Genomic DNA, 24,122 nt, shown 5'->3' with positions numbered 1-24,122 from the left:
AGATGTGGAATATACGAAAGGCTATAAATTCAGAATCTATCCGACAAAGGCACAGGTACAGACAATCGAACAAACACTTGGTTGCTGTCGTTTCGTATACAATCACTTCCTAGCTTTGCGCATGGAATCTTGGAAAACGAAAAAAGAATCTGTGACGTATGTGCAGACGAGCGCACTCCTTACAGAACTCAAAAACCATCCAGACTATGTGTGGCTAAAAGCTGTGGACAGCATGGCTCTGCAAGAATCCTTGCGGAATCTTGACCGTAGCTATCAGAATTTCTTCAAGAAAATTGCAAAATATCCAAGGTTCAAATCCAAGCACAACCATCGGCAATCGTATCGTACCCGTAACCAAGGAAACGGGATTCGTATAGAGGGCGAAAAACTGCATCTCCCACGGCTTGGACTGGTAAAAATCAAACTGTCACGGGAATTTGAGGGCAAGATCCAAAATGCCACCATATCGCGGACGGCATCGGGAAAATACTACGTTTCCCTTTGCGTGACAGCAGATATAGAAAATTTCCTTGCTCGCAACGAAGGAGGAGAAGTTGGCATTGATGTCGGATTGAAAGAATTTTGTTCGGACAGCAACGGTAATGTCGTAGAAAATCCTTGTATTCTGAAACGATTGAGCAAGAAATTAGCAAGAGAGCAAAGAAAATTGTCCCGAAAAAAGAAAGAGAGCAAAAATCGTAGCAAGCAAAGAAAACTCGTTGCTAGAATACACGAAAGAATATCAAATGCCAGAAAGGATTTCCTGCATAAAATCTCGACAAAGCTGGTGCGTGAAAACCAAACCATCGGCATAGAGGATTTGCAGGTGAAGAACATGATGAAGAATCACAAGCTGGCAAAAGCGATTTCCGATGTAAGCTGGGCAGAGTTTTTTCGTATGCTGGAATACAAGGCGGTACTCTACGGAACAGATGTCATTCAAGTGCCGACCTTCTATCCAAGTTCGCAAACCTGCTCCGTATGCGGTGAGAGAAATACGGAAACGAAAAATCTTGCCGTTCGGGACTGGATTTGCAAAAAGTGCGGAGCGCACCATGACAGAGATGTGAATGCCGCCAAGAATATCCTAGCTAAGGCAAAGGAAATTCAAGCGGCATAAGACATGAAAAATACCGTGGGACACACGGGAATCTACGCTTGGGGAGATTGTGTAAGACATCGCTTCTTTCAGAAGCTACGCAGTAATCGGCGAACCAAGAATCCCCTGCCTTTAGGCATGGGGAGTGTCAAATTGTGATGGGCTTATCCTTTTTGGATATGCGGCATGAAGTTTATAAATATGAAAAAAAGTAGAAAAAAGAGTGACAGAAATAATTTCGAAAGATTTTGTTTCTGCCACTTTTATGTTAGAATAAAAGAGTGAGAGGAAGAATGGAGGCATAGTGAGAAAGTTACAAGAAATTTTAGAAAAGATAAAGCCACAAACAAAGAGCAAGTGGGAGTGGCAGATTTTACCTGAATTAAAGATGCCTGTTTGGGTTGTTAAGGGAAATCAGTCGGGAAAAGTTTTGGCCATTAGTGCAGGTGTACACGGATGTGAATATGTGGGAATTGCAGCAGTAAAGCGAGCGTTTGAAAGCCTAGATGCAGACAAAATTAGCGGAATGATTTTGTTTTTTCCACTAATCAATGCGGCAGGATTTTATCAGGGAAAAAAGCAGATTATGCCATTGGATGAAGAAAGAAAAAATCTTAATCGAATATTTCCAGGGAAAAGGGATGGAACACTGGCTGAGCGATTGGCTCATCGATTAGAGGAACAGCTCTATCCGGAAATTGATTTTTTGCTCGATTTACATGGTGGGGACATTGATGAAGATATGCAAGATCTTCTCTTTTTCTCAGAAAATGTATCAAAGACTGTGAGAGATGTAGCAGAGAATATTGCCAGCTGTATGCCTATTCCGTATCGTCTCTGTTCGCAGGCGGAAAATGGATTTTACAGTAGAGCGGCGAAAATGGGAACTCCTGCACTTTTATTGGAGATTGGAAGTGGGGGAAAGTTTTGTGATGAAGAGGTTATTCGCTGCCTAGAGTGCATCGAGGTGGCTCAAAGAGCATTGGGCATTGTACAGGGAGAGGTCAGTGTTAATCAAGAACAAAAGTGTAGTCAAAGGACAGAGTATGTGTTTGCAGCCAGTGATGGATTTTGGCATCGAATGGCAAAGGCCGGAGATAGAGTAAAGAAGGGGGATGTTTTAGGAGAAATTAAAAGTCTTGAAGATGTTCTCTTACAGAGAGTGATTGCCAAATTTGATGGTGTGGTATGGTATGGACAGACGGGTTTTGGTGTATCAAGTCAGACTCATCTTCTTGCGTATGGGGCAGAAGAATAGTATAATAAAACTATCGTTTGTTTCAAAAAAAATTTGATGGAAGTGGGAATATGGAAAACAAATATGACAAGGATGATTGGACTCATGTTGGTGATGAAGTAGCTGACACTGTACAGAAGGCAATTCAGTCGGGCATCTACACAAATTTGAGTCGACATGTGGGATCTTTTGCTGGAGACTTATTGAAAGAAGTCAAGAGAAAAGTAGTTCCGAGAGTGAATCGAAAGGGAGAGGGGCTTGCATTGATGAAGGTAATTATCGGTGCAATTTTTGGCCTCTTTCCGGCACCATTTTTGCTTATTGCCTTCTTTGGTTTATTGCCTGAGTACAATGGTGCGGCCTTTATTACACTGTTTATATTGGGACTTATCGATGCCTTTTTTGTTTTGATGTTTTGTAAGGGAATGAAAAAGTTAAAAGCATTAAAGTTGGCACAAAGGTATGATGACTATATGAGAATTCGCACAGTGATCGAAGTGGAAACTCTCGCTATGGGTATGCATGCATCGGAGAGAAAGACAAGAAAGAACCTGCGCTATATGATTCGGGAGGGAATCTTTGAACAAGGCCATCTCGACAGTACTCAACAATTTTTTATGATTGATGACCGCACCTACAATGATTTTGTGGATGCAACTAGAAAGAAAAAAGAAGAGCAGGACAAGGTGAAGGTAGAAGATGCAAGGATGCAAACGACGCTAGATGCCAGTGATTTAACTCCAGAGCAAAAGAAACAGTGGAAAAAGGCCATTGAGGACGGCGAGAGCTATATTGCAGAGTTTCAAAGGCAAAAGAGTGCGATATCTGAGCCTCAGATGAAGAAGCATTTAGAGGATATCAATAAAGTTTTAGTTGATATTTTTGAAAAATTAAAGGCTAGACCAGCACAGATTGCACAAATGCGTAGGTTTATGGAGTATTATTTGCCGACAACCAAGAAGCTGGTACAAAAGTATCAAGAGTTTAACCAAATCGATTCCCCGGGAGAAGATGTTCTTGAGGCAAAGCAAGAAATTGAGAAGACCATGGGTACAATTTATGTGGCATTTGTGGAAATGCGAAATAATTTATTTATCAATGATGTCTATGATGTCACAACCGATGCAGAGGCATTGAGGACAATGTTAGCTAAGGACAGCTTAGTAAAAGATGAGTGGAAGCGATAGAGATGGAGGATGTATGAGCGAAAATAATGATTTTGGTTTTGATATGAAGGCGGAGGCACCAACATTGACTTTGGAGCCAGATTTGAGTGCCCCTATTGTTTCTGAGGAGAAGGATATCCAAACTACAGAGACAGCCAAGGCTGAACTTGCCCAAAAGGAGCAATTGAGCCCAGAAGAATTAAAGATGGTGGATGATTTTGCACAAAAAATTGATATCACCAATTCTCAAATGATTTTGCAGTATGGAGCAGGAACGCAAAAGAAGGTAGCCGAGTTTTCAGAAAAGGCTCTAGAGACCGTAAAAACAAAGGATATCGGTGAGGTTGGCAATATGTTGGCCAGCGTGGTCACAGAGTTAAGGACAATGGATGACTCAGGAAAAGATAGCAAGGGCTTTTTGGGATTTTTTAAGAAAAAAACTAATGAACTGGCTGCTTACAAGGCGAGATATGAAAAGGCAGAGGTCAATATTGATCGCATAGCATCGGAGCTTGAAAAGCATCAAGTTATTCTTTTAAAGGATATCAGTATGTTAGACAAGATGTATGAGGTGAATCTTGCTCACTTTAAGGAGTTGACACTTTATATTGCAGCGGGAAAGAAAAAGCTTGAGGAGGCAAGAAGAGTGGATCTTGCAAAACTCACAGAAAAGGCAAAACAGACAGGACTGCAGGAGGACACACAGGCGGCAAAGGACTTTGCTGATATGTGCAATCGCTTTGAAAAGAAAATCTATGACCTTGAGCTATCAAAAGCTGTAGCTTTACAGACAGCTCCACAGATTCGTTTAATTCAGAGCAATGACACAGTGATGACAGAGAAGATTCAATCTACACTTGTGAATACCATTCCGCTGTGGAAGAGTCAAATGGTCATTGCCATTGGTCTTAATCACTCTCAACAGGCGGCAAAGGCACAGGCAGCAGTTTCTAATGCAACAAATGAGATGCTAAAGAAAAATGCAGAACTATTGCACACGGCAACGATTGAGACGGCAAAGGAATCCGAGCGAGGCATTATTGATATTGAGACATTAAAGTCAACCAACCAGACATTGATCTCTACATTGGATGAAGTGCTAAAGATTCAAGAAGATGGCAGAGAGAAGAGAAAAAATGCCGAAATTGAGTTACAAAATATTGAAAATACCATGCGTGCAAAGCTCCTTGATATGAGTAAGCAGCAAGCAAATATCAATCGTCAGTAGGCAATAGAAGACTATCCGTCCATGGGTGGATAGTCTCTTTTTTTGTGGATGGAGGAGAAAATGTTGGGAATAATTAAGGCAATGATGAGCCGACCAGAGCCAAAAAAAGAGTATATTAAACTCTGGAATATGGCCTTTAAGAATGACAAAAAGAGTAAGTTGATGTTGCAAAAATTAATTTGTGATATAGATAATCGCTATATTGAGCCAGAAAAGAAATTGAAAAAATTGGATATTCTCAATGAATGCTGTTTTACGAATGAGGATTATGCGATTGTTGTCCTGCTTCGAGCAAAAGTTATTTTTTATGAATGTGGTCAAATGGATTTGGGACAAAAGTTATTTGAGCGTGCACTCGACTATAACCCCAATATCGCCAGTGCTTGGCAGGGACTTGGTGATATCTTGAGTAAGCAAAGGGAGATTGAGAGAAGTCTGATGATGTATGAGAAGAGTCTAGAATGTGATCATACAAATCCAGAGGTATTGATTCCTGATATCTTTCAAAATATGCAATTAAAACGCCTTGATTTAGCAAGGAAACATTTGAAGGAATTGGAAGAATGTGCAGATGCAGCAAAAGATGGAAGAGATTTATTGCTCGAATGTATTCTTGACTATGATATTTTGGGAGACGAAAAAGAAAAGGAACGATGTATCAAAAAATATATCAATATGGGTGGTAGGGAAAAAGCATTGTATAAAAAGCTCAATGCTTCTAGAATTAACTTTTTAATTTAGGAGAGAAGATGAGAGAGAGTTTATATCGACAAATTCAAGAATTTAAACCGTGGAATGAACAGGAAGAAGTGGACAAAGAAGTGATTCTACATCTTTTAGAGACACAGGAAGACATTTTTTTTCGAAGCAATCTCATTGCTCATATGACAGCATCGGCTTGGGTTTTAAATCGAAAGCACAATAAGGCCTTGCTCGCTTGGCATAACATTTATCAGGCGTTAACTTGGCTCGGCGGTCACGCTGATGGGGAGGAGGACCTTTTGGCCGTGGCCATGCGTGAAGTTAAGGAAGAGAGTGGAATTACACGAGTACATCCTATTACTGAGAATATTTTTTCATTGGAAATTTTAAATGTTCTTGGGCATGAAAAGAGAGGAAAGTATGTACCGTCTCATCTTCATGTCAATATTACTTACTTGTTAGAGGCGGATGAAACAGAGAAATTGTCCATTAAGCCCGATGAAAATAGTGATGTGCGTTGGGTTTGTTTACCAGAAGGATTTCACACTCAGGAAAAATGGATGGCTGAGCGTATTTTTGAGAAATTGAGACAAAAACTAGAAAAATGGGGATAGAGTGTGGGGGAATTGTTAAGTCTTTGGCTTGGGGATTCTCCTTTGTACTATTTTGAGTAATACTTTGGAAAGGAGGAGTGATATGGCGGCATTATTTTTATTTGTGATTGTTGTGATTTTTCTGACCTGGCTGTGGAATTTTTTCCAAAAAAAACCAAGCAAAGAACAGGGAAAATTATATCGTCAGGCCTTTGTTAAGCGAAGAAAATATAAATTTCGCCTCTATTTGGCTATATTATACATTAATAATGGCTTTTATCGCCAGGCCGAATCATTGCTATCTGTCTTGCGCTTTTATGTGGTGACCAATGAAGATAAAAAGACAGTGTATTATTTTTTGGCAGATGTCTACTATCATCTGGGAAATTATGAGCGGGCTCAGAAATTACTATTAAAGTCCATAGATATTTCGACAAAGGACACCGCAATGGAATTACATTTGCTTGCTTGTTGTGCAAGAGACAATGATGAAAAGAATTTGGCCAATGATGCACTAGAGCGATTGGTAGATGTGGGGGCAAGGGAAAATGTAGAAGATGCAGTAAATTTTTATATTGGAATGAAGGATATGGATCGCGCAAAGCAAGATTTAAAAAAGTTACAGAGAAATCTCAAAAATTCAACAACGGCAAAGCGATACTATGTTCTTGCGGCAAAGATTGCACATATGGAAGGCGACAAAAAGAAGAGAGAGCATTATCTAAAGAAGTATGCCGCTCGTGGAGGGGATGAAAAAGCCCTCCGCTGGCGCCTCAAGCGTAGAAGATAGTCTCAAAGTTGACACTGTGTAGACACTAGTTTAGAATAAGTTGTAATATCAAATTAAAGGAGTTAAGTATGTCAAGACAATTTGCGAGGACGCAATTATTACTCGGTCCAGAGGCAATGGAAAAATTAGCCCATTCTCGAGTGGCTGTTTTTGGTGTGGGTGGCGTTGGAGGCTATGTGTGCGAGGCCTTGGCTCGCAGTGGTGTGGGAGCATTTGATTTGATTGATGATGATAAGGTGTGTTTGACCAATATCAATCGACAAATTATTGCGACAAGAAAGACAATTGGGAAATACAAGGCCGAGGTGATGAGGGAACGAATTTTGGATATTAATCCAAGTGCCGATATTCGAGTGTACAAATGTTTTTTTCTTCCTGAAAATGCTGATGAATTTCCGTTTGATGAGTATGACTATGTGGTAGATGCGGTGGATACGGTGACTGCAAAAATTGAGTTGGTGATGAAGGCACAGGAAAAGGGCGTGAGAATAATAAGCAGTATGGGAGCTGGAAATAAGCTCGATGCCAGTGCATTTCGTGTGGCAGATATCTATAAGACCAAAGTATGTCCATTGGCCAAAGTGATGAGAAGAGAGCTAAAAAAGCGTGGAGTAAAGAAGCTGAAGGTAGTTTATTCGGAGGAAAAAGCTTTGACCCCTTTGGAGGATGAATCCATCAGCTGTAGAAGCAATTGTGTGTGTCCGCCAGGGACAGAACATAAATGCACAGATCGAAGGGCAATTCCAGGAAGTGTTGCCTTTGTTCCACCTGTAGCTGGACTCATTATTGCAGGAGAAGTGATCAAAGATCTCTGTGAAATAAAGAGATAGAAAGAGGGATTGACAATGGAAGATTTGAAAAAAGAGTGCATAGAGGCAATGGAGGAGTTAGTTGAAAAGAGTGATCTAAAACCTGGGCAAATCGTTGTCATTGGCTGTTCAACAAGTGAAGTGATGGGAGAAAAAATTGGAACCCATTCTAGTGAGGAGGTCGCGGCACAAATTTATGCAGGTCTTTCTTCTGTTTTAGAAAAGCATGGACTTTATATGGCAGCACAGTGCTGTGAACATCTCAATCGTGCGATTATCGTGGAGCGAGAGGCTGTTTTAGGAAAAGAAATCTGCAATGTCATTCCAAGACCAAAGGCCGGAGGTTCCTTTGCCACAGCTGTCTATCAACATATGAAGGAGCCAGTGGCTGTGGAAGAAATTCAGGCAGATGCAGGGATGGACATTGGAGATACTTTGATTGGTATGCATTTAAAGAGAGTGGCTGTACCTGTGCGTCTTCAAGTAAAGAAGATTGGCTGTGCCAATGTAGTGGCAGCACGCACAAGAGCGAAGTACATTGGTGGCAGCAGAGCGGTCTATGATGAGGAGTTATAAATGGAGAAAGGAAAAGATTTGGAGAGGGAATTGCTTTCCCTCGATGGCAGGGGATATCCTGGATATAAGTCACTAAAGGGTGAATATGATTTTGGATCTTTTATTTTATGTATTGATCATGTGCAGTCCGATCCTTATGCACCGCCATCAAAGTTGCGAGTAAAGGCAAAACTTTCCACCACAGGGATCACGGCAGAGATGGTCAAAACAAGGGCAGAAAGAATTGCGATTTCTGACTTTTTGACGAGAACCTTGTATCAAGTTTTTCAGCGAGAGAGAGGCATCTTTATGGATGCTTGTGGGCAAGAAGTTATAGAAAGAAGTAGTGTTATTGTTGGTGAAAGTGGCATAGAAATCCGATTTTTGGCAGAATTTCCTGCAGCAGGACGAAGGATTCTTGGCAAAGCAGCTAAGGAATTGTTGATTGATAAGTTGAGCGCAGGAATAAAAAATATTCAACCTCTTTCTGCCACATTGAATCGAAATCTTTTGGGACATATTGCAACTTTTCTTGAGCAAGAGGAAATCAGGGCGTGGATAAAAAAAGAACATTTAGTTGCCTTTGTTGCCAATGGGGCAATTTTACCAAGAGAGAGTGGAATTTCGGATCGACCGATGAAAAATGCCAAGAGCTTTGTCTCTCCAAAGAGTTTACAAATGAGTTTGACTTTGCGTGATGGAAAAACCATTGAGGGCATGGGAATTCGAGAGGGGATCACATTGATTGTTGGTGGTGGATATCATGGAAAGAGTACACTTCTTCGTGCCATAGAAAGAGGAGTATATAATCACATTAAAGGTGATGGTCGGGAATATGTCATTACACAGAGTGATGCGACAAAGATTAGGGCAGAAGATGGGCGAAGTGTGCAGGGAGTGGATATCTCTCAATTTATCAATCATTTGCCACAGAAAAAGGACACAAAATGCTTTGTCAGTGAAAATGCCAGCGGAAGCACCTCACAGGCTGCGAATGTCGTCGAGGCCATTGAGGCAGGGGTTGGCACATTGCTGGTGGATGAGGACACTTCGGCAACCAATTTTATGATTCGAGATCATAGAATGCAAACATTGGTTTCTAAGGAAAAGGAGCCAATTACACCATTTGTAGAAAAAATTAAGGCACTCTATCAGAAACAAAAAATTTCAACGATATTGGTTGTCGGTGGAAGTGGCGACTATTTTGATGCAGCAGATTGTGTGATTATGCTCGATGAGTATATGCCTTTAGATGTCACAGATTTGGCCAAAAAAATTGCAAAAGGGGATGGACGAAGGATTACAGAGAGCGAAGAGTTTTTGTTGCCAAGGCAGAGAAAAATATTAAAAAATAGTTTTTCTAAGGCAGGAAGAGAAGACCGAGTTCGTGCAAAGGGGCTTTGTACTGTGTTATATGGCAGAGAAAGCATTGATTTATCAGCTCTTGAACAATTAGTAGATCCTGAGCAGACATCAGCATTGGCTGTACTTTTCGATTATGCCAAGGATAAGATTTTGGTCAGGGATGAGTGCATTACAAAGGTAGCTGACAAGGTTTATCAAAAATTAGAAGAAGTAGGATTGGAGGGGATTGCACCTTATACAAGCTATCCGGGGAATTTGGTTTTGCCAAGAAAACAGGAGTTTTTGGCTATGATCAATCGCTACCGTGGGCTGTGTGTGCAGATCATAGAAAATGAATAATAAAAATAAAACAAAGTGGTTAGTTACACTCACCTTTGGCATTTTGATGGCTGTACCAACAATGATTTCCTATGCCGGAGTGACAGGAAAAAAGGCAGTAGCATTTGGAGCGATGAATGCGACGGGACCGGGAGTAAAGTCAGGAGATGGTGTTGAACAGAAACAACAAAATCATGTACTGCAGGGCATAGCTGTGGACGTCAGTTATGATGTCACTCGATTTTCACTGCCAACTGGGGCAAGAAATCTTATTGTGGTGGAAGGATTTGCAAGAAATTCAAAGACTGCACAAAGTGGAGCAAAGCCAGAAAATCTGCACAATAAAGTGAGAGTTATTGCCTACCACAGAGACAGTGACAATGCTCCTTGGGTGGCTAGGGTAAAGTCCTTGGGTGTAATGGGCTGGGGCGGAATGAGCAATCATCGCTTTGAAGGATCGGGAATTACGCCCATTGGTCTCTTTAAAATGGGAACCGCCTTTGGAAGAAAAGAGGCTATGGAAGGTTTTTCTAAAAATTATGTAAAGATTGATCCTCAGGCGAAGAGTCAATATTGGTCCAAAAGAACCAATCGCTTAGAGAATAATGCGAATACTTTGTTACAGGATGGAGAAAAGCTTTGGGCAAGTGGATTTGCAGGCATTTATGACTATGTCATTGATTCAGGATTTAATGTCAATAATGCAAATGGAGATGGTTCGGCGTTGTTTTTACACTGCACTTATCCAGGAAAGGCAACCACTGGCGGATGTGTGGCCATTGATCCTCAGGCAATGATTGCTATTGAAAAAATGTATGCCACAGGGGATAGTTACATTGCTCAGGCTCCATTTGGGCAGTTTGAAGGCATCTATTCTGCTTACAATGAAACAGGAAAGATGCCACAGGGAACTTTTTCAGAGACAAGCCAACAGCTCGATGATGTGCAGACAGAAATTCAATGGTAAAAGAGGAATAAAATATTCCTAGCATAGCAGTCTGCATTAAATATAGTAAATTGCTAGGAATTTTTGTGTCTATTTTGCTGACTGTTAATATTTCACTAAATATGCTATAATGAGAGGTATGCATTGGAGATAAATTGTCAAAATATGTGTAATAAAATTCAAAAAGCCTTAGCAATTTGCTAAAAGCAGAGGAGAAAGTATGGGGAAAAAAGGTTTTATATTTTTGTCCGGCGGATTTAATGAAGTAGTCCGCAATTTGCACTCAAAGTATCGTATCTATGCACCAGTGCTCAAGGTGGGAGAAGGTAGATTTACGGATACTGATGTTGTGCGCTACGAGTTTGTCAATGAGGCAGCGGATATTGAGTGGGAGAAAAAGTCTGATTATTCATTTAAAGAAATTCTCACTCCGCTCTCACAGACATTATTCTTCTTTACAGAAAATGATGTAAAGGAAGCTGATGAGGATACAAGAGAGGTCGTTGTCTTCTTGAGAAGTTGCGATTTAAATGCACTCAAGAGACTGGACCAAATTTATCTTCACAATGGTCGTGAGGAGGATTATTTCTATGCTCGTATCAGAGATAAGGTAAAGTTTGCTCTGATTGGCTGTGGACATTCTTATGAAGATTGTTTCTGTGTGGATATGGGAACAAATCGTGCAGATGACTTAGATTATCTATTTTCTGTAGATTATATTGATGGTCAATTTCATTGCCAGTTAAAGGATGAAGCTCTTGAGAATGTATTTGCAAAGAATGCCATTAAAGAGCAGGAAGTGGTTCCAAGATTTGTCACAGAAAATCAAACTAGAGTAAAGACACCAAAGGATGTGCCACTTTCTATTTTCCGCTCTCAAATGTGGGAGGAGTATAATTCTCGCTGCATCGCCTGTGGAAGATGTAACTATGTGTGTCCAACTTGCACCTGTTATACAATGCAGGATGTATTCTACACAGACAATGGAAAAGTAGGTGAGAGAAGAAGAGTTGGTGCATCTTGTATGGTCGATGGCTACACGAATGTCGCTGGTGGCGGAGAGTACAGAAAGAATCATGGGGATCGCATGCGCTTTAAGACTATGCATAAGATTTACGATTTTAATAAGCGATTTGGTTACAATATGTGTGTGGGCTGTGGAAGGTGTGATACGGTCTGTCCAGAGTACATTTCATTTTCAAATATCATCAATAAAGTGACAGCCGAGGTCGAGAAGGAGGCAGCGAATGAGAACTAATCCTTATATCCCATTTCCATCTAAGATTTTGGAAGTTATTCGCCATACACAAAAGGAGTTTACCTTCCGCATGGCATTTGAGGGCGATGTAAAGCCAGGACAATTTTTTGAGGTGTCCATCCCAAAGTTTGGTGAGGCCCCAATTTCAGTCAGTGGAATTACCAAAAACAGTGTTGACTTAACTATCCGCAAGGTTGGTCGAGTGACAGATGAAGTATTTGAAAATTATGTCGGAGATACTTTGTTCCTCCGTGGTCCATATGGCAATGGCTTTGATGTCAATCAATATCAAGATGGCGAATGTGTTGTTGTTGCCGGTGGTACAGGTGTTTCGCCAGTGCGTGGAGTGATTGATGCATTGAATGAAACAAAGGATGCACAGGATAAGCATGTAATTTTAGGATTTAAGAGTCCATCCGATATGCTCTTTAGAGATGATATTGCACGTTGGGAAAAGAACATGGATTTGATTTTGACGATGGACAAGGAAGCAGAGGGCTATACCGGAAATGTTGGTCTTGTTACGAAGTACATTCCTGATTTGAAATTAAAGAATGTTGAAACAGCACAGGCTGTGGTTGTTGGACCTCCAGCAATGATGAAGTTTTCTGTAATTGAGCTATTGAAGCGTGGATTGAAAGAAGAGAACATTTGGGTTTCCTATGAGCGAAAAATGTGCTGTGGTATTGGAAAATGTGGACATTGTAAGGTCAATGATACTTATATTTGTCTCGATGGTCCAGTATTTAACTATGTGGACAGCAAGAGCTTGATTGATTAGGAGGTGCTACAAATGGCTATGGATATTAATGTAAAGAAGTTAAAGAAAAATGCATTTCGTGTATCAAAGGTGCGCGGCGAGACAGCATCTCGTATCAGAATGCCAGGTGGCTATATTGATGCAGAGAGTATGCAAAGAATTACAGAGATTGCACAAAAGTATGGCAATGGAACCATCTTTATTACCAACCGTCAGGGTGTGGAGGTTCCAGGAATCAGCATTGAAAATATGGATGCGGTCAACAAAGAGATTCAGCTTATTATTGACCATGTACAGACCAATCAGGAAAAGAGAGACACTGGATATGCGGCATCAGGAACAAGAAATGTTGTTGCCTGCCCAGGAAAGCGTCTCTGCCCATTTGGAAATTATGATACAACTGAGTTTGCAAGGAAGATGGAGAAGCAAATTTTCCCAAATAACTTGCACTTTAAGGTTGCCTTTACAGGTTGCTCAAATGACTGTGCCAAGGTTCGCATGAATGATTTTGGTATTATGGGAATGACAGAGCCACAATATGATCCTGACCGCTGTGTGACTTGTGAGGCCTGTGTAAAGGGCTGTAAGGCAAAGAGTGTTGAGGCACTCAAGGTAGTCAATGGAAAGATTGTTCGCGATACGGAAAAATGTATTGGCTGTGGTGTCTGCATTACAGTTTGTCCAACGAGAGCTTGGACAAGAAGCAAAGAAAAATACTATCGCCTTGTACTTCTTGGAAGAACTGGAAAGAAGAATCCTCGACTTGCTGAAGACTTTATTAAGTGGGTGGATGAGGATAGCATTCTAAAGATCGTAAAGAATGCCTATGGATTTGTAGAGAAGTACATCGATCCAAATGCTCCAGATGGAAAGGAACACATTGGTTATATTGTAGATCGAACAGGATTTGAGGAATTCTACAAATGGATTATGGAAGGTGTAACTTTGTCTGATAAGGCTGAGGTGGCAAAGACAATGTACTGGAAGGGCAAGCACTACGACCATTTCTAATTTGTGCATTGGATTCACTAGATAATTGTATAAGAAAGTGCCAAGTTGCAGGGAATCTGTGGCTTGGCACTTTTTCTTGACATAGGGAATAAAAAAAACTATGATGAAGAAAATGTGAAGTTTTAAGTAGGAACAGAACAGGAGGCATACAATGAAAAAAGGAATGGCTTTATTATTGACATCACTATGTGCTGGTGCAATGGTGGTTGCTTTAAGTCCAAATGAGGCAGAGGCGGCACACCGAAGAATTATTACTGATGCACCAAAGGCTGTGGCAGCAAAAGAAACAAAATCTGCAGAGGTTAAGCAGGAATCAAAAGCTGAGGAAAGTAGTGAGAAAAAGCAAGAGACTACAGTGCCAGCAAAGGAAGAGCAGGCAGAGAGTGTGCAAAAGAAAATAGAGATTCGTTCCACAGATTATTTGTGTTTTCAGAGTCAAACTTACACCTATGGAGAGTTTCAAAAGGACATCGATTCTTTGCAGAAGAGTTTAAAGACTGCAGTGAGAGTAGATGAGCTTGGACAGACCGTGGATGGCAACAAGTTGTATGATATTCGAGTTGGAAATCCAAATGCGAAGCACCATCTCTTGGTCTTTGGAGGAATACACGCAAGAGAGTATATGACCAGCCAGTTGGTGATGCGTCAATTAGTACAATTGCTCAGTGACCAGGGAGCAAATGCCGCATTTGAGGGAGTGGAATTGAGTAAACTCTTAGAGACAACAGAGGTTCATATTATTCCAATGGCCAATCCAGATGGCATTAGTATCAGCCAGTCGGGACTAGGAGGAGTTCACTCTGAGGCAGTAAAAAAGCAAATTGGTCAGATTGCCAAGGCTGATAAAAAGAAGTTGAGTGCTTCCTATCTTCAGCAGTGGAAGTCCAATGCCAATGGAGTGGATTTGAACCGAAACTTTGATGCTTTGTGGGAAAATTATCAGGATCATTTAGGACATCGCTCAGCTGATCACTACAAAGGAACAGCACCAGAGAGCGAGATTGAGTCAAAGGCTTTGGCGGACTTGACAAGAAAGGTCAAGTTTGATGCGACCATCAGCTATCATACACAGGGACAGGTGATTTACTGGAACTTTGGACAAAAAGGTGCATTGAAAGATATGACCTTAAATTTTGCAAATAAGGCAAGACAGCGAACAGGATATCGAATCGATGGCAATTTCCAATCTCTCGACACAGCAGGGTATAAGGATTGGGCGATCATGAAAATGGGTATTCCAAGTCTTACCATTGAGGTGGGAAGCGGTGGAAATCCAGTTTCTCCATCGCAGATGGAAGCAGTTTGGAATCAGAACAAAGAGATTGTGCCAATGACATTAAAGATGATTGCTGATGGGCAGTTGCATCAGGTTCAATAAAAAGTGGAGGAGAACCCCAAGCTAAAGGTTTGAGGTTCTCCTTATTTATTACTCGATGGTCTGTCCGGTCAACATATGATAAGCCTCTTTGTAGAGTGCAATGGTCTTGTCGATGACATCTTGTGGAAGGTCATAGTTGCTGTCTGGATGAGCCTTTAACCAATCACGAACAAATTGTTTGTCAAAAGATGGCTGAGAATGACCTGCTTCATAGCCATCAAGTCTCCAAAAGCGAGAGCTATCAGGAGTTAAAACTTCATCGGCCAAGATGACATTGTCATTTTCATCAAGTCCAAATTCAAATTTGGTGTCGGCAATGATAATTCCCTTGGTCAAGGCGTAGTCTGCACACTTATTGTATACAGCAAGAGCCTTTTCGCGAATTTCGTTGGCAATCTTTTCCCCCTTGCCAGGAAAGGCCTTTTCACAAACATTTACACAGGTATCAAAATCGATATTTTCGTCATGGTCCCCAATTTCTGCCTTTGTGCTTGGAGTAAAGAGGGCAGTTGGAAGCTTTGAGCAATCCTTTAATCCGTCAGGAAGTGGAATTCCACATACAGTCTTATTTTTTTTGTAGCTCTCATAGCCACTGCCGGTGATGTAGCCGCGCACAATACACTCAATAGGAATCATGGTTAACTTCTTGCACAGTGTTGATTTTCCAATAAATTCTTCTGAGGAAAAAAATTCTGGCATATCCTTGGCATCAATGCTAATCATATGGTTTGGAATTAAGTCCTTGGTCAAATCAAACCAAAACGCACTCATCTTTGTCAAGACCTCACCCTTTTTGGTGATTGTGTTCTTTAAAATGTGGTCAAATGCAGAAATTCTGTCTGTGGCAACCATAATCAATGCGTCGCCAACATCATAAATCTCGCGTACCTTTCCTTCTTTTACCGGTGTAAATTCTTTCATAGCAGCCTCCATAAGATTTTGTAAGTTACATTTTCATTATAAATGTTTTTTAAAGAAAATAGTAGTACTAAAATTGCCAAATCCCATATTGTTGTGCTAAAATATTTTTAGATGATATTTTGTAGTTTCAATTTTAGATAAGGAGAGTGAAATGAGAAAAAACTGGTTAAAGATTCCTGTTTTTTCGGCCGTTCTTGTATTGACTGCATCTTTTGTTGCTCAAGCACAGCAGTCGTGGAAATTAAATGAGGGGGCTTGGCGTTGCTATGAAGATGGAGTGGTATTGAAATCAACATTTACACAGGATCATTACTATGTGGATGGAAGTGGAAAAAATGTAGACAGTACCTATACTCGAGATATTTTTGAACAAATGAATCAAGCGATTCAAAGTCGCTATGAGCAAATCAAAAAGGGAATGCCACATAACACGACGAGGGTAGATTTTTCAATCTCTGAGCCATTTCGCAGTGCATATACAACAAATACGGAGGTAATTGCACCAGATTTAACCCATATTAGTGATATGCATTCTCGCCTTGACAATGGAAGTGATTGGCTGTCCTTTGCCTGTAGAATTATGGAAAAGGAAGGAAAGAGTTATTTGTCGGCCAAGATGAGCGATGCAGAGGTCGTTCGCTATGTTGAGGAAAATGCCGTGGTCAATCGCTTTGTACAGGATTTTGCGAAAAATATTCAAAATTTAAGTGATGAAGAAAAGGTGGCGGTCATTTCAAATTATATACTGGATCATGTTCAATATGATGATACCTTACAAAATTATACCGCATATCATGCATTGCAAGGGAAGGCAATTTGCAATGGATATGCACAACTATTTTTTAAGATGGCAAAGGCATCAAATTTGAGCGTTCACTATGTGGAGGGGAAGATCATTTCTAGTGGTGAGCTTCATGCTTGGAATCAGGTAAAGATTGGGGATACTTGGAGAAGTGTTGATACAACATACGCTTCGAGTGCAAAAAATCGAAGATACTTAGATTTAAATGAAAAAGATTTGCAGGCGAGAGAGATTGCAGCGATCTATGGAGATGCATAGACAAAAGAGATCCGAAGCGGTCTCTTTTTTTGACATCAACAATGAGGGAGAGAAAAAATGTCATATCGATTTATAATGGGAGGTTCGGGCAGCGGAAAGACGCACTATGTGTTTTCCGATTGTATTGCCAAGTCCTTGGAAAATGAGAAGGAGAATTATATTGTTATTGTTCCAGAACAGCAAACCATGCAGACACAGAAGGATTTGGTGACGATGCATCCCCGCCATGCGATATCCAATATTGATGTGGTGAGTTTTAATCGCCTAGCCTATCGGATTTTTCATGAACTTGGCATTCAAAACCCAGATGTCATTGATGATATTGGAAAAACAATGATTATTAGAAAAGTTGCCTTTGAAAAGAAGAAGGAATTAAAAGTATTTGCCAATCAATTTTCCAAGGCGGGATTTATTGACCATATGAAGTCTATGATTTCAGAATTTTTTCAATATGGTGTGGATGTAGAGAAGATAAGAGAACTTTTAAAGCAAGATTTGCGTCCGACTTTGCGAAGTAAATTGCAAGATATGGAGGTAATTTATTCGGGATTTCAAGAATTTATTGCGGGAAAATATATTACGACGGAGGAGATTTTAGATGTACTTTCTCGGGTGATTTATCGCAGCAAGATTATTGATGGAGCACATATTGTACTGGATGGGTTTACAGGATTTACACCTGTGCAATTGCGAATTATAGATATGTTTTTATCTAAGGCGGAGGATGTGACCATTACAGTGACTGTTCCGACAAAGGAGGAGGCCTATTCTAGACGAGAAGAGAGCGACTTATTTTTAATGAGTAAGACAATGGTGGCAGAGATTACCGATTTGGCAGCAAAAAATGGAATTTGTCACGAGGAAGATGTGATTTTTTCTCGTCCCTATAAGAGATTTTTGGATGAAGAAAATTTGGCCTATCTCGAGGAGCATTTTCTGCGCTATGATAGGACAAAAAAGATGGCAGCAGATGGACATATTCGAATGGTTCGTGCGACAAATCCGATGTCAGAAATTCGAGTGATTACAGGAGAGATTTTGCGTCTGGTCAAAGAAGAAGGCTATCGCTTTTGCGAGATTGCTGTCATTATGGGGGACATGAATGTTTACAAGGAAGACTTGATGCAAAGGCTTGACAACTGTGAAATTCCTTACTATATGGATGACAATATTAGCATCAGTGACAATCCATTGGTCGATTTTTTGCGTGCAGCACTCAATGTGATTGCTGAGGGCTACAGTTATGAGAGCGTGATGCACTATGTACGTTCTTGTATGGTCGAACGACCGAAGAAATTGATTTGGATGATGGACAACTATATGCTTTCGAGGGGGATAAAAAGCTATAAGGCGATGGAAAAGCAATGGGACTATGTGCCAAGGAGCTTAAAAGGCATCAATATAGAGGAACTCAATGCTTTTAAAGATAGCATTTTAGAGGAACTTTTGCCTTTAAAGAAAGTCTTTTCTGAAGAGGAGTTGACCGCAAATAAGATTAGTGCCGCAATTTTTGCCATTTTTGAAAAACTTGGTATTGAAGAGCGATGTGTGGAAATGGCGAAGGGATTTCAAGAGGCAGATGCTAAAGATTTGCAAAGAGCCAGAGGTTTTGAGGCAGTCTATGATAAAGTGATGGATTTGCTGGAACAAATGGGAGAATTGCTTGGCGATGAAAAATTAAAGCGAAAGGAATTTTTGGAACTATTGAATGCGGGCATTGCTCAAGTCAAGGTCGGAATGATTCCCGCAGCGATTGACCGTATTATTCTTGGAGATTTGACAAGAACGAGACTTTCCCACATTCGTGCCATTTTTTTCTTGGGCATCAATGAGGGCAGTGTACCAGCGAGCAAGGATAGAGGGACAGTGTTAAATGATAGGGAAAAGCAGATGTTAAAAGATTGGGGGGTGGCTCTGTCTCCGACGATCAAAGAAGATGTTTTTATTCAAAGATTTTATTTGTATTTAATGCTGACAAAGCAGTCTCATTATCTATTTCTCACCTATGCAGGTGCAAGCAATGATGGAAAGGCACTTCGCCCATCGGGAATTTTGCACTTAGTACAGGAATTATTTTTGCACTTGGAGGTAGAGGAAGACAGCCAATACCAATCCATTCGCTGTTCCTATGAAGCGAGAGAGGCATTGATTGAAAGTCTTCGTCAGATTCAAAATGGGGAAAAAAGTCCAAATCTATTTCAGACACTTTATCACTATGTGGAAGAATCAAAGAGCCTAGTAGATGCGGCAACCTATGTCTATAGAGAAAAAGGGCTTTCAAGGGAAGTGGCACAGGAGCTTTTCGGGCGGCAATTGAGTGGAAGTGTGACAAGAATTGAGGAATATATCAACTGTCCGTATGCTCATTTTTTGAAATATGGACTGGAACTTAGCCCAAGAGATATTCGTCGATTTGCAGCTGTAGATATTGGAAATTTGGTTCATGAGGTGATGGAAAAGGTATTTGCATTGGCGAGAAAGAAAAGAATTCGCATTCAGGATATGGAAGATGGCGTTCGAGATGCATTGGTGGAAGAATGTGTTCAGGCAGCCAAACTTGATGATGAGCATGGGATTTATAGTGATAGTGCAAAGAGTAGCTATCAAGTTGAGCGCATCTTAGCGTTGGCAAAGCGTTCGATGTGGGTGTTGCAGCAACAATTGAGAAGAGGAAAATTTGAACCCTATGCTTTTGAACAAAAGTTTGATGGTCTTCAATCTCTGACTGCTGATCTTGGGGAAGGAAGAACTTTGAAGTTACGAGGAAAAATTGACCGAGTGGATATCTGTGAAAATGGGGATGATGTTCTGGTCAAGATTGTGGACTATAAGACAGGAAGCACGGAGTGGGCACCAGATTTGACCTATTATGGCACACAGATACAGTTAGTGTTGTATTTATCTGCTATGGAAGATGTGTTGAGAGAAAGATATCAAGGAAAAAATATTGTACCTGGAGCAATGTTTTATCATCATTTGGATGATGTCTTCGTTGAAGCACAGTCAAAGGACAGCAAAGAAGCCATTGATGCGATGTTTTTAAAGACATTGCGACCGAGTGGATTGGTCAATACGGATATGGAAGTGATTAGATTTTTGGATGGCGAAATTAAAGACCAAAGTGATGTTATTCCTGTCCTCTTAAAAAATGGAGAAATTGAAGAGGTAAGATCAAGTGTGGCAAGCACAAAGCGATTTCGAAAAATGCAGGAATTTGTGAAAGATAAGACCAAAGAAGTGGCGAGTGAGATTTTAGATGGAGCAATTGCAATCAATCCCATCAAGAGGGATAAAAAGACTGGTTGTGACTATTGTAACTTTCGTTCGGTCTGTGGCTTTGACAAGAGAAGAAAGGGATTTCAATTTAGTAACTTGCCAAAGATGAGTGCGAAGAAAGTTTGGGAGGAAATAGATGGCGTGGACAGATGATCAGAAGAGGGCGATTGATGCTAGAGGGGGAAGGATTCTTGTCTCTGCGGCAGCGGGCAGTGGAAAGACAGCTGTACTGGTGGCTCGAATTTTAGAGAGAATTCTAGATGAAAAAGATCCTGTGGATGTGGACGAATTATTGATTATGACATTTACTAGGGCAGCGGCCTCGGAGATGAAGGAGCGCATTCAAAGAAAGATTGAAGATATGTTGAGGGAAACGCCAGCAACTTCTGTACAGTACTTGAGATTAAAGAGGCAGGCCACACTTGTGGACTGTGCAAGGATATCGACGATTGATAGCTTTTGTAGAACGGTTATTGTCGAAAATTTGGATCACATTGACCTTGATCCTTCCTTTATGATTGCTGATCAGGAGACTTTGAGCTTGATGAGAGAAGATGTTATGGACAATTTGATGGAGGAAGAATATGAAAAAAAGAGCGAAGACTTTTTAAAGCTTGTCAATGGCTTTGCGACATCAAAGAGTGATGAAAGGGTGAGATCCTTTATTTTTCTGATTTATCAAGAGGCTCAGAGTAAGGCCTGGCCGAAAAAATGGCTTGATGAGCAGGTAAATGCAGATATTGGGGAAACAATATGGGGAGAATACTTAAAAAAGAGTCTTCACTTGGTGGCAGAAAATATTCTTGACCATATCGATCGGGCAATTCGTTACTGTAATGAGGAGAATGGACCAGAGCCTTATATTCCACTGTTTGAAGCAGAGCGAATGATGGCAAAGAATTTGTTTGAAGCTTCATCAGTGAAAGAATTACAGTTTGCACTTGATCAATTTGAATTTGAGCGATTACCAACGGTAAGAAAGGGAAAGGCAGATGAGGAACTGAAAAATCTTGCCAAAGGCATTCGAGATGAATATAAGAGCGTTGTCAAAGATAAGCTCAAAAAAAGTTTTCTTGTGGAAGATACTCGGGGGGACGAGGAAACCATCACCACATTGGTAAGACTTGCAAAAGAATTTGGTGAGCGATTTCAGGAAAAGAAAAAGGAGAAAAATATTGTAGATTTCAATGATCTAGAGCACTTTGCACTTGATATCTTGTGGGATGAGGGACAGCCGTCAGCAGTGGCACAGGAATATCAAAGACAATTTAAGGAAATTTATATTGATGAGTATCAAGATTCCAATGATGTGCAGGAGGAGCTGGTTCGAGCAATTGAAAAGAAAAATGTCTTTATGGTTGGTGATGTCAAACAGTCTATTTATGGATTTCGACAGGCAAAACCGGCCTTGTTTATGGAAAAGTTTGAGCAATTTTTGCCTTATTGTGAGCAGGTGGAGGGAGAGGGGAGAAAGATTGTCTTTTCCAAAAATTTTAGAAGCAGAAGTGAAGTGCTCTCAGCAGTCAATAGTGTGTTCTTTCAACTGATGCGAAAGGAATTTGGTGGAATTTTATATAATGATGAAGTGGCACTTCATTTGGGGGCAGATTATCAAGAGAGCCATAGCGATATGTCTGCACAGTTACTTCTTTTAGAAACGCAGGAGGCGCAGGTTGATGAGAGCAATATGTCCTTAGAAGCGAGGATGGTGGCAAAGAAAATTCAAGAAATGATGGCGAGCGATTTTCAAGTCTTTGACAAGGAAAAAAATCGACAGAGAAAATTGCGTTACTCGGATATCGTCATTTTGCTTCGCAGCCAAGAAAGTCGGGCAGATACTTTTATGGAGACATTTTTAAACTTGGGTGTCCCAGCCTATGCACAGACGGGAAAAGGATATTTTGATACCTATGAAGTTCAAAAGATGCTGTCACTTTTATCGGTTATTGACAATCCCTATCAAGATATTCCCATGGCAGCATTTTTGCACTCCCCAATAGCCAATCTCTCTGATGTTGAACTTGCCAATATTACTTCTGTATATAAGAAAAATTTACCAAATGAAAGTGCATTGCACATCTATGATGCCTGTCAGTACGCCTTAGAAAATCAAAGTACATTTATTGAACTGGAGACAGTAAAAAAATTGCAATCTGCCGATGACCTTCTCTGTCACTATCGCAGGCAAGCAGGCTATATGACCATCAGCGAGTTGATTCGAAAGATTTATGAGGAGACGGGATTTTTAGACTATGTATCAGCAATGCCAGCAGGAGAAGTGAGAAAGGGAAATCTGTATATGCTACTAGAAAAGGCAAAGGGATATGAAAGAACGGGCTATACGGGGCTATTTCACTTTGTTCGATATATTGAAAATTTAAAAGAATATAATAATGATTTTGGTGAGGCATCGACATTGGGTGAGTTTGATGACACGGTGCGCATTATGACCATTCATAAGTCAAAGGGATTGGAGTTTCCTGTTGTGTTTTTGTGTGATGCGTCAAAGAAATTTAATCAAAGAGATAGCAGTGATAGCGTGGTGGTGGATGCCGATTTGGGCATTGGCTGTGATATTATTGATTTGAAGCGAAGGACAAAGCAAAGTAGTCTAAAGAAAAATGTCATTGCCTACAAGAAGAAAAATGATAGCATGGCGGAGGAGCTTCGCATATTCTATGTGGCTCTCACAAGAGCAAAGGAGAAGTTGATTGTCACGGCAAATGTAAAAGATGTTCAGAAGGCAAGAGAAAAAAAGAACATGGTAGGGCAGGAAAATGGTCTTTCTTATATGCAAATTCAAGGTGCAACCTCTTATCTGGATTGGTTGTTGATGTGTGAGCGATCTATGGCTATGGAGGTTATTGTTGAAGGAGTAGATGGCTTAAGACAAGAGGAAGAAAAGACACAGGAAAAGTCCGTTGATATTAGGTCAGTCCTTTCATCTGCACCAAAATATAGAGATGAAAAATTGGAAGCAGTACTTGACTATCAGTATCCACATCAAATAGAAGTAGACTTAAAGACGAAGATGAGTGTCTCAGAGTTGAAGTATATCGGAGAGGATGTCGACGATGAGGCGAGCGAATCTCCCTATGTTCAAAGGGAAGAGCGAAAGAAGAAGTCGCCTGTCGATGCAGCAAAATTGGGAACGGCCTACCACACAGCTATGGAGAGACTGGACTATGGAATGGAGGCGAATAAAGAGAGCATAGAGAATTATTTTGACCAATTAGTAGTCGAGGGAAGGATTCGACCACAGGAGCGCAAGTATATGAAGGAGAAGCGATTGGAGGGATTTTTACATTCAAATCTTGGAGCCATTTGCAAAAAGGCGAATCTTTCAGGGAATCTGTGTCGAGAGCGTCAATTTGTTATGGGACTTTCTGCACAGGATCTTGGCATTGCAAAGAGTGAGGAGTTGATCCTCGTGCAGGGAATGATCGATGCCTATATTGAGGAGGAGGATGGCATTATTTTAATTGACTACAAGACAGATGTGGTAAAGGATGGAAAGATTTTAAGAGAAAAATATGAAAAACAGCTAGATTACTATCAAAAGGCATTGGAGAAGTTGACAGGAAGAAATGTAAAAGAACGCATAATTTGGTCATTTGCTCTAAATCAAGCAATCTCTTGTTAAAAAGAGA

At 40.6% G+C, this 24,122-nt stretch carries 19 protein-coding genes; 18 read left to right on the top strand and 1 reads right to left on the bottom strand.

Annotated elements, in window-relative coordinates; all coding sequences use genetic code 11:
• Positions 1-4 precede the first annotated feature (4 nt).
• The 15 genes from tnpB to J5A74_10590 all read left to right on the top strand — a co-directional run bounded on the left by tnpB (position 5) and on the right by J5A74_10590 (position 15,215).
• Complete coding sequence (gene tnpB / locus J5A74_10660) at positions 5-1,120, top strand: IS200/IS605 family element transposase accessory protein TnpB (protein QUI95802.1); 1,116 nt, start codon at positions 5-7, stop codon at positions 1,118-1,120.
• A 283-nt stretch (positions 1,121-1,403) separates the two neighbouring features.
• Entirely contained in the window at positions 1,404-2,357 is a 954-nt protein-coding gene (locus J5A74_10655; GenBank protein ID QUI95801.1) for a succinylglutamate desuccinylase/aspartoacylase family protein, read from the top strand.
• Between the two features lie 50 nt (positions 2,358-2,407).
• A complete protein-coding gene (locus tag J5A74_10650; GenBank protein QUI95800.1) occupies positions 2,408-3,523 on the top strand; it encodes a 5-bromo-4-chloroindolyl phosphate hydrolysis family protein in 1,116 nt (371 codons plus the stop codon).
• Between the two features lie 13 nt (positions 3,524-3,536).
• Positions 3,537-4,730: a toxic anion resistance protein gene (locus J5A74_10645; GenBank protein ID QUI95799.1), complete on the top strand. Its 1,194-nt coding sequence runs from the start codon at positions 3,537-3,539 to the stop codon at positions 4,728-4,730.
• Positions 4,731-4,790: 60 nt separating this feature from the next.
• Entirely contained in the window at positions 4,791-5,471 is a 681-nt protein-coding gene (locus tag J5A74_10640) for a hypothetical protein (protein QUI95798.1), read from the top strand.
• An 8-nt stretch (positions 5,472-5,479) separates the two neighbouring features.
• A complete protein-coding gene (locus tag J5A74_10635; protein ID QUI95797.1) occupies positions 5,480-6,046 on the top strand; it encodes an NUDIX hydrolase in 567 nt (188 codons plus the stop codon).
• 82 nt (positions 6,047-6,128) lie between these two features.
• Positions 6,129-6,815 (top strand): tetratricopeptide repeat protein, encoded by a 687-nt coding sequence (locus J5A74_10630; protein QUI95796.1) that lies wholly within the window; start codon positions 6,129-6,131, stop codon positions 6,813-6,815.
• Between the two features lie 68 nt (positions 6,816-6,883).
• Positions 6,884-7,645: a tRNA threonylcarbamoyladenosine dehydratase gene (locus J5A74_10625; protein QUI95795.1), complete on the top strand. Its 762-nt coding sequence runs from the start codon at positions 6,884-6,886 to the stop codon at positions 7,643-7,645.
• Between the two features lie 15 nt (positions 7,646-7,660).
• On the top strand, positions 7,661-8,200 hold the full coding sequence (locus J5A74_10620; GenBank protein QUI95794.1) for a TIGR01440 family protein: 540 nt from the start codon (positions 7,661-7,663) through the stop codon (positions 8,198-8,200).
• Positions 8,201-9,883, top strand: a complete 1,683-nt coding sequence (locus tag J5A74_10615) for an ABC-ATPase domain-containing protein (protein ID QUI95793.1) — start codon at positions 8,201-8,203, stop codon at positions 9,881-9,883.
• On the top strand, positions 9,876-10,829 hold the full coding sequence (locus tag J5A74_10610) for a hypothetical protein (GenBank protein QUI95792.1): 954 nt from the start codon (positions 9,876-9,878) through the stop codon (positions 10,827-10,829). The genes J5A74_10615 and J5A74_10610 overlap by 8 nt, the downstream gene beginning before the upstream one ends.
• 199 nt (positions 10,830-11,028) lie before the next feature.
• Positions 11,029-12,066 (top strand): anaerobic sulfite reductase subunit AsrA, encoded by a 1,038-nt coding sequence (gene asrA, locus J5A74_10605; protein QUI95791.1) that lies wholly within the window; start codon positions 11,029-11,031, stop codon positions 12,064-12,066.
• On the top strand, positions 12,056-12,847 hold the full coding sequence (asrB, locus tag J5A74_10600; protein QUI95790.1) for an anaerobic sulfite reductase subunit B: 792 nt from the start codon (positions 12,056-12,058) through the stop codon (positions 12,845-12,847). The genes asrA and asrB overlap by 11 nt, the downstream gene beginning before the upstream one ends.
• An 18-nt stretch (positions 12,848-12,865) precedes the next feature.
• Positions 12,866-13,837 carry a sulfite reductase subunit C gene (gene asrC, locus J5A74_10595; GenBank protein ID QUI96898.1) on the top strand — a complete coding sequence of 324 codons (972 nt, stop codon included), beginning with the start codon at positions 12,866-12,868 and terminating at the stop codon, positions 13,835-13,837.
• A 151-nt stretch (positions 13,838-13,988) separates the two neighbouring features.
• Complete coding sequence (locus J5A74_10590) at positions 13,989-15,215, top strand: peptidase (protein ID QUI95789.1); 1,227 nt, start codon at positions 13,989-13,991, stop codon at positions 15,213-15,215.
• A 48-nt stretch (positions 15,216-15,263) separates the two neighbouring features.
• Here the strand turns inward: J5A74_10590 and J5A74_10585 are convergent, their stop codons facing one another.
• Positions 15,264-16,148, bottom strand: coding sequence for a phosphoribosylaminoimidazolesuccinocarboxamide synthase (locus J5A74_10585; GenBank protein QUI95788.1), 885 nt, complete (start codon positions 16,146-16,148; stop codon positions 15,264-15,266).
• A 139-nt stretch (positions 16,149-16,287) separates the two neighbouring features.
• On the opposite strand from J5A74_10585, the gene J5A74_10580 reads away from it, so the two are divergent.
• From J5A74_10580 to addA, 3 genes are read left to right on the top strand one after another with little or no spacing between them, the layout of a single operon-like run.
• Positions 16,288-17,196: a hypothetical protein gene (locus J5A74_10580; GenBank protein ID QUI95787.1), complete on the top strand. Its 909-nt coding sequence runs from the start codon at positions 16,288-16,290 to the stop codon at positions 17,194-17,196.
• A 57-nt stretch (positions 17,197-17,253) separates the two neighbouring features.
• Entirely contained in the window at positions 17,254-20,625 is a 3,372-nt protein-coding gene (locus tag J5A74_10575; protein QUI95786.1) for a PD-(D/E)XK nuclease family protein, read from the top strand.
• On the top strand, positions 20,609-24,115 hold the full coding sequence (addA, locus tag J5A74_10570; protein ID QUI95785.1) for a helicase-exonuclease AddAB subunit AddA: 3,507 nt from the start codon (positions 20,609-20,611) through the stop codon (positions 24,113-24,115). Before J5A74_10575 ends, addA begins: the two co-directional genes overlap by 17 nt.
• Positions 24,116-24,122 lie beyond the last annotated feature (7 nt).

It is taken from the genome of Lachnospiraceae bacterium oral taxon 096 (assembly GCA_018141845.1).
Lineage (GTDB): Bacteria > Bacillota > Clostridia > Lachnospirales > Lachnospiraceae > F0428.
Note: the sequence above shows the minus strand (reverse complement) of the source record. Positions and strands in the feature narration are given on the sequence as shown.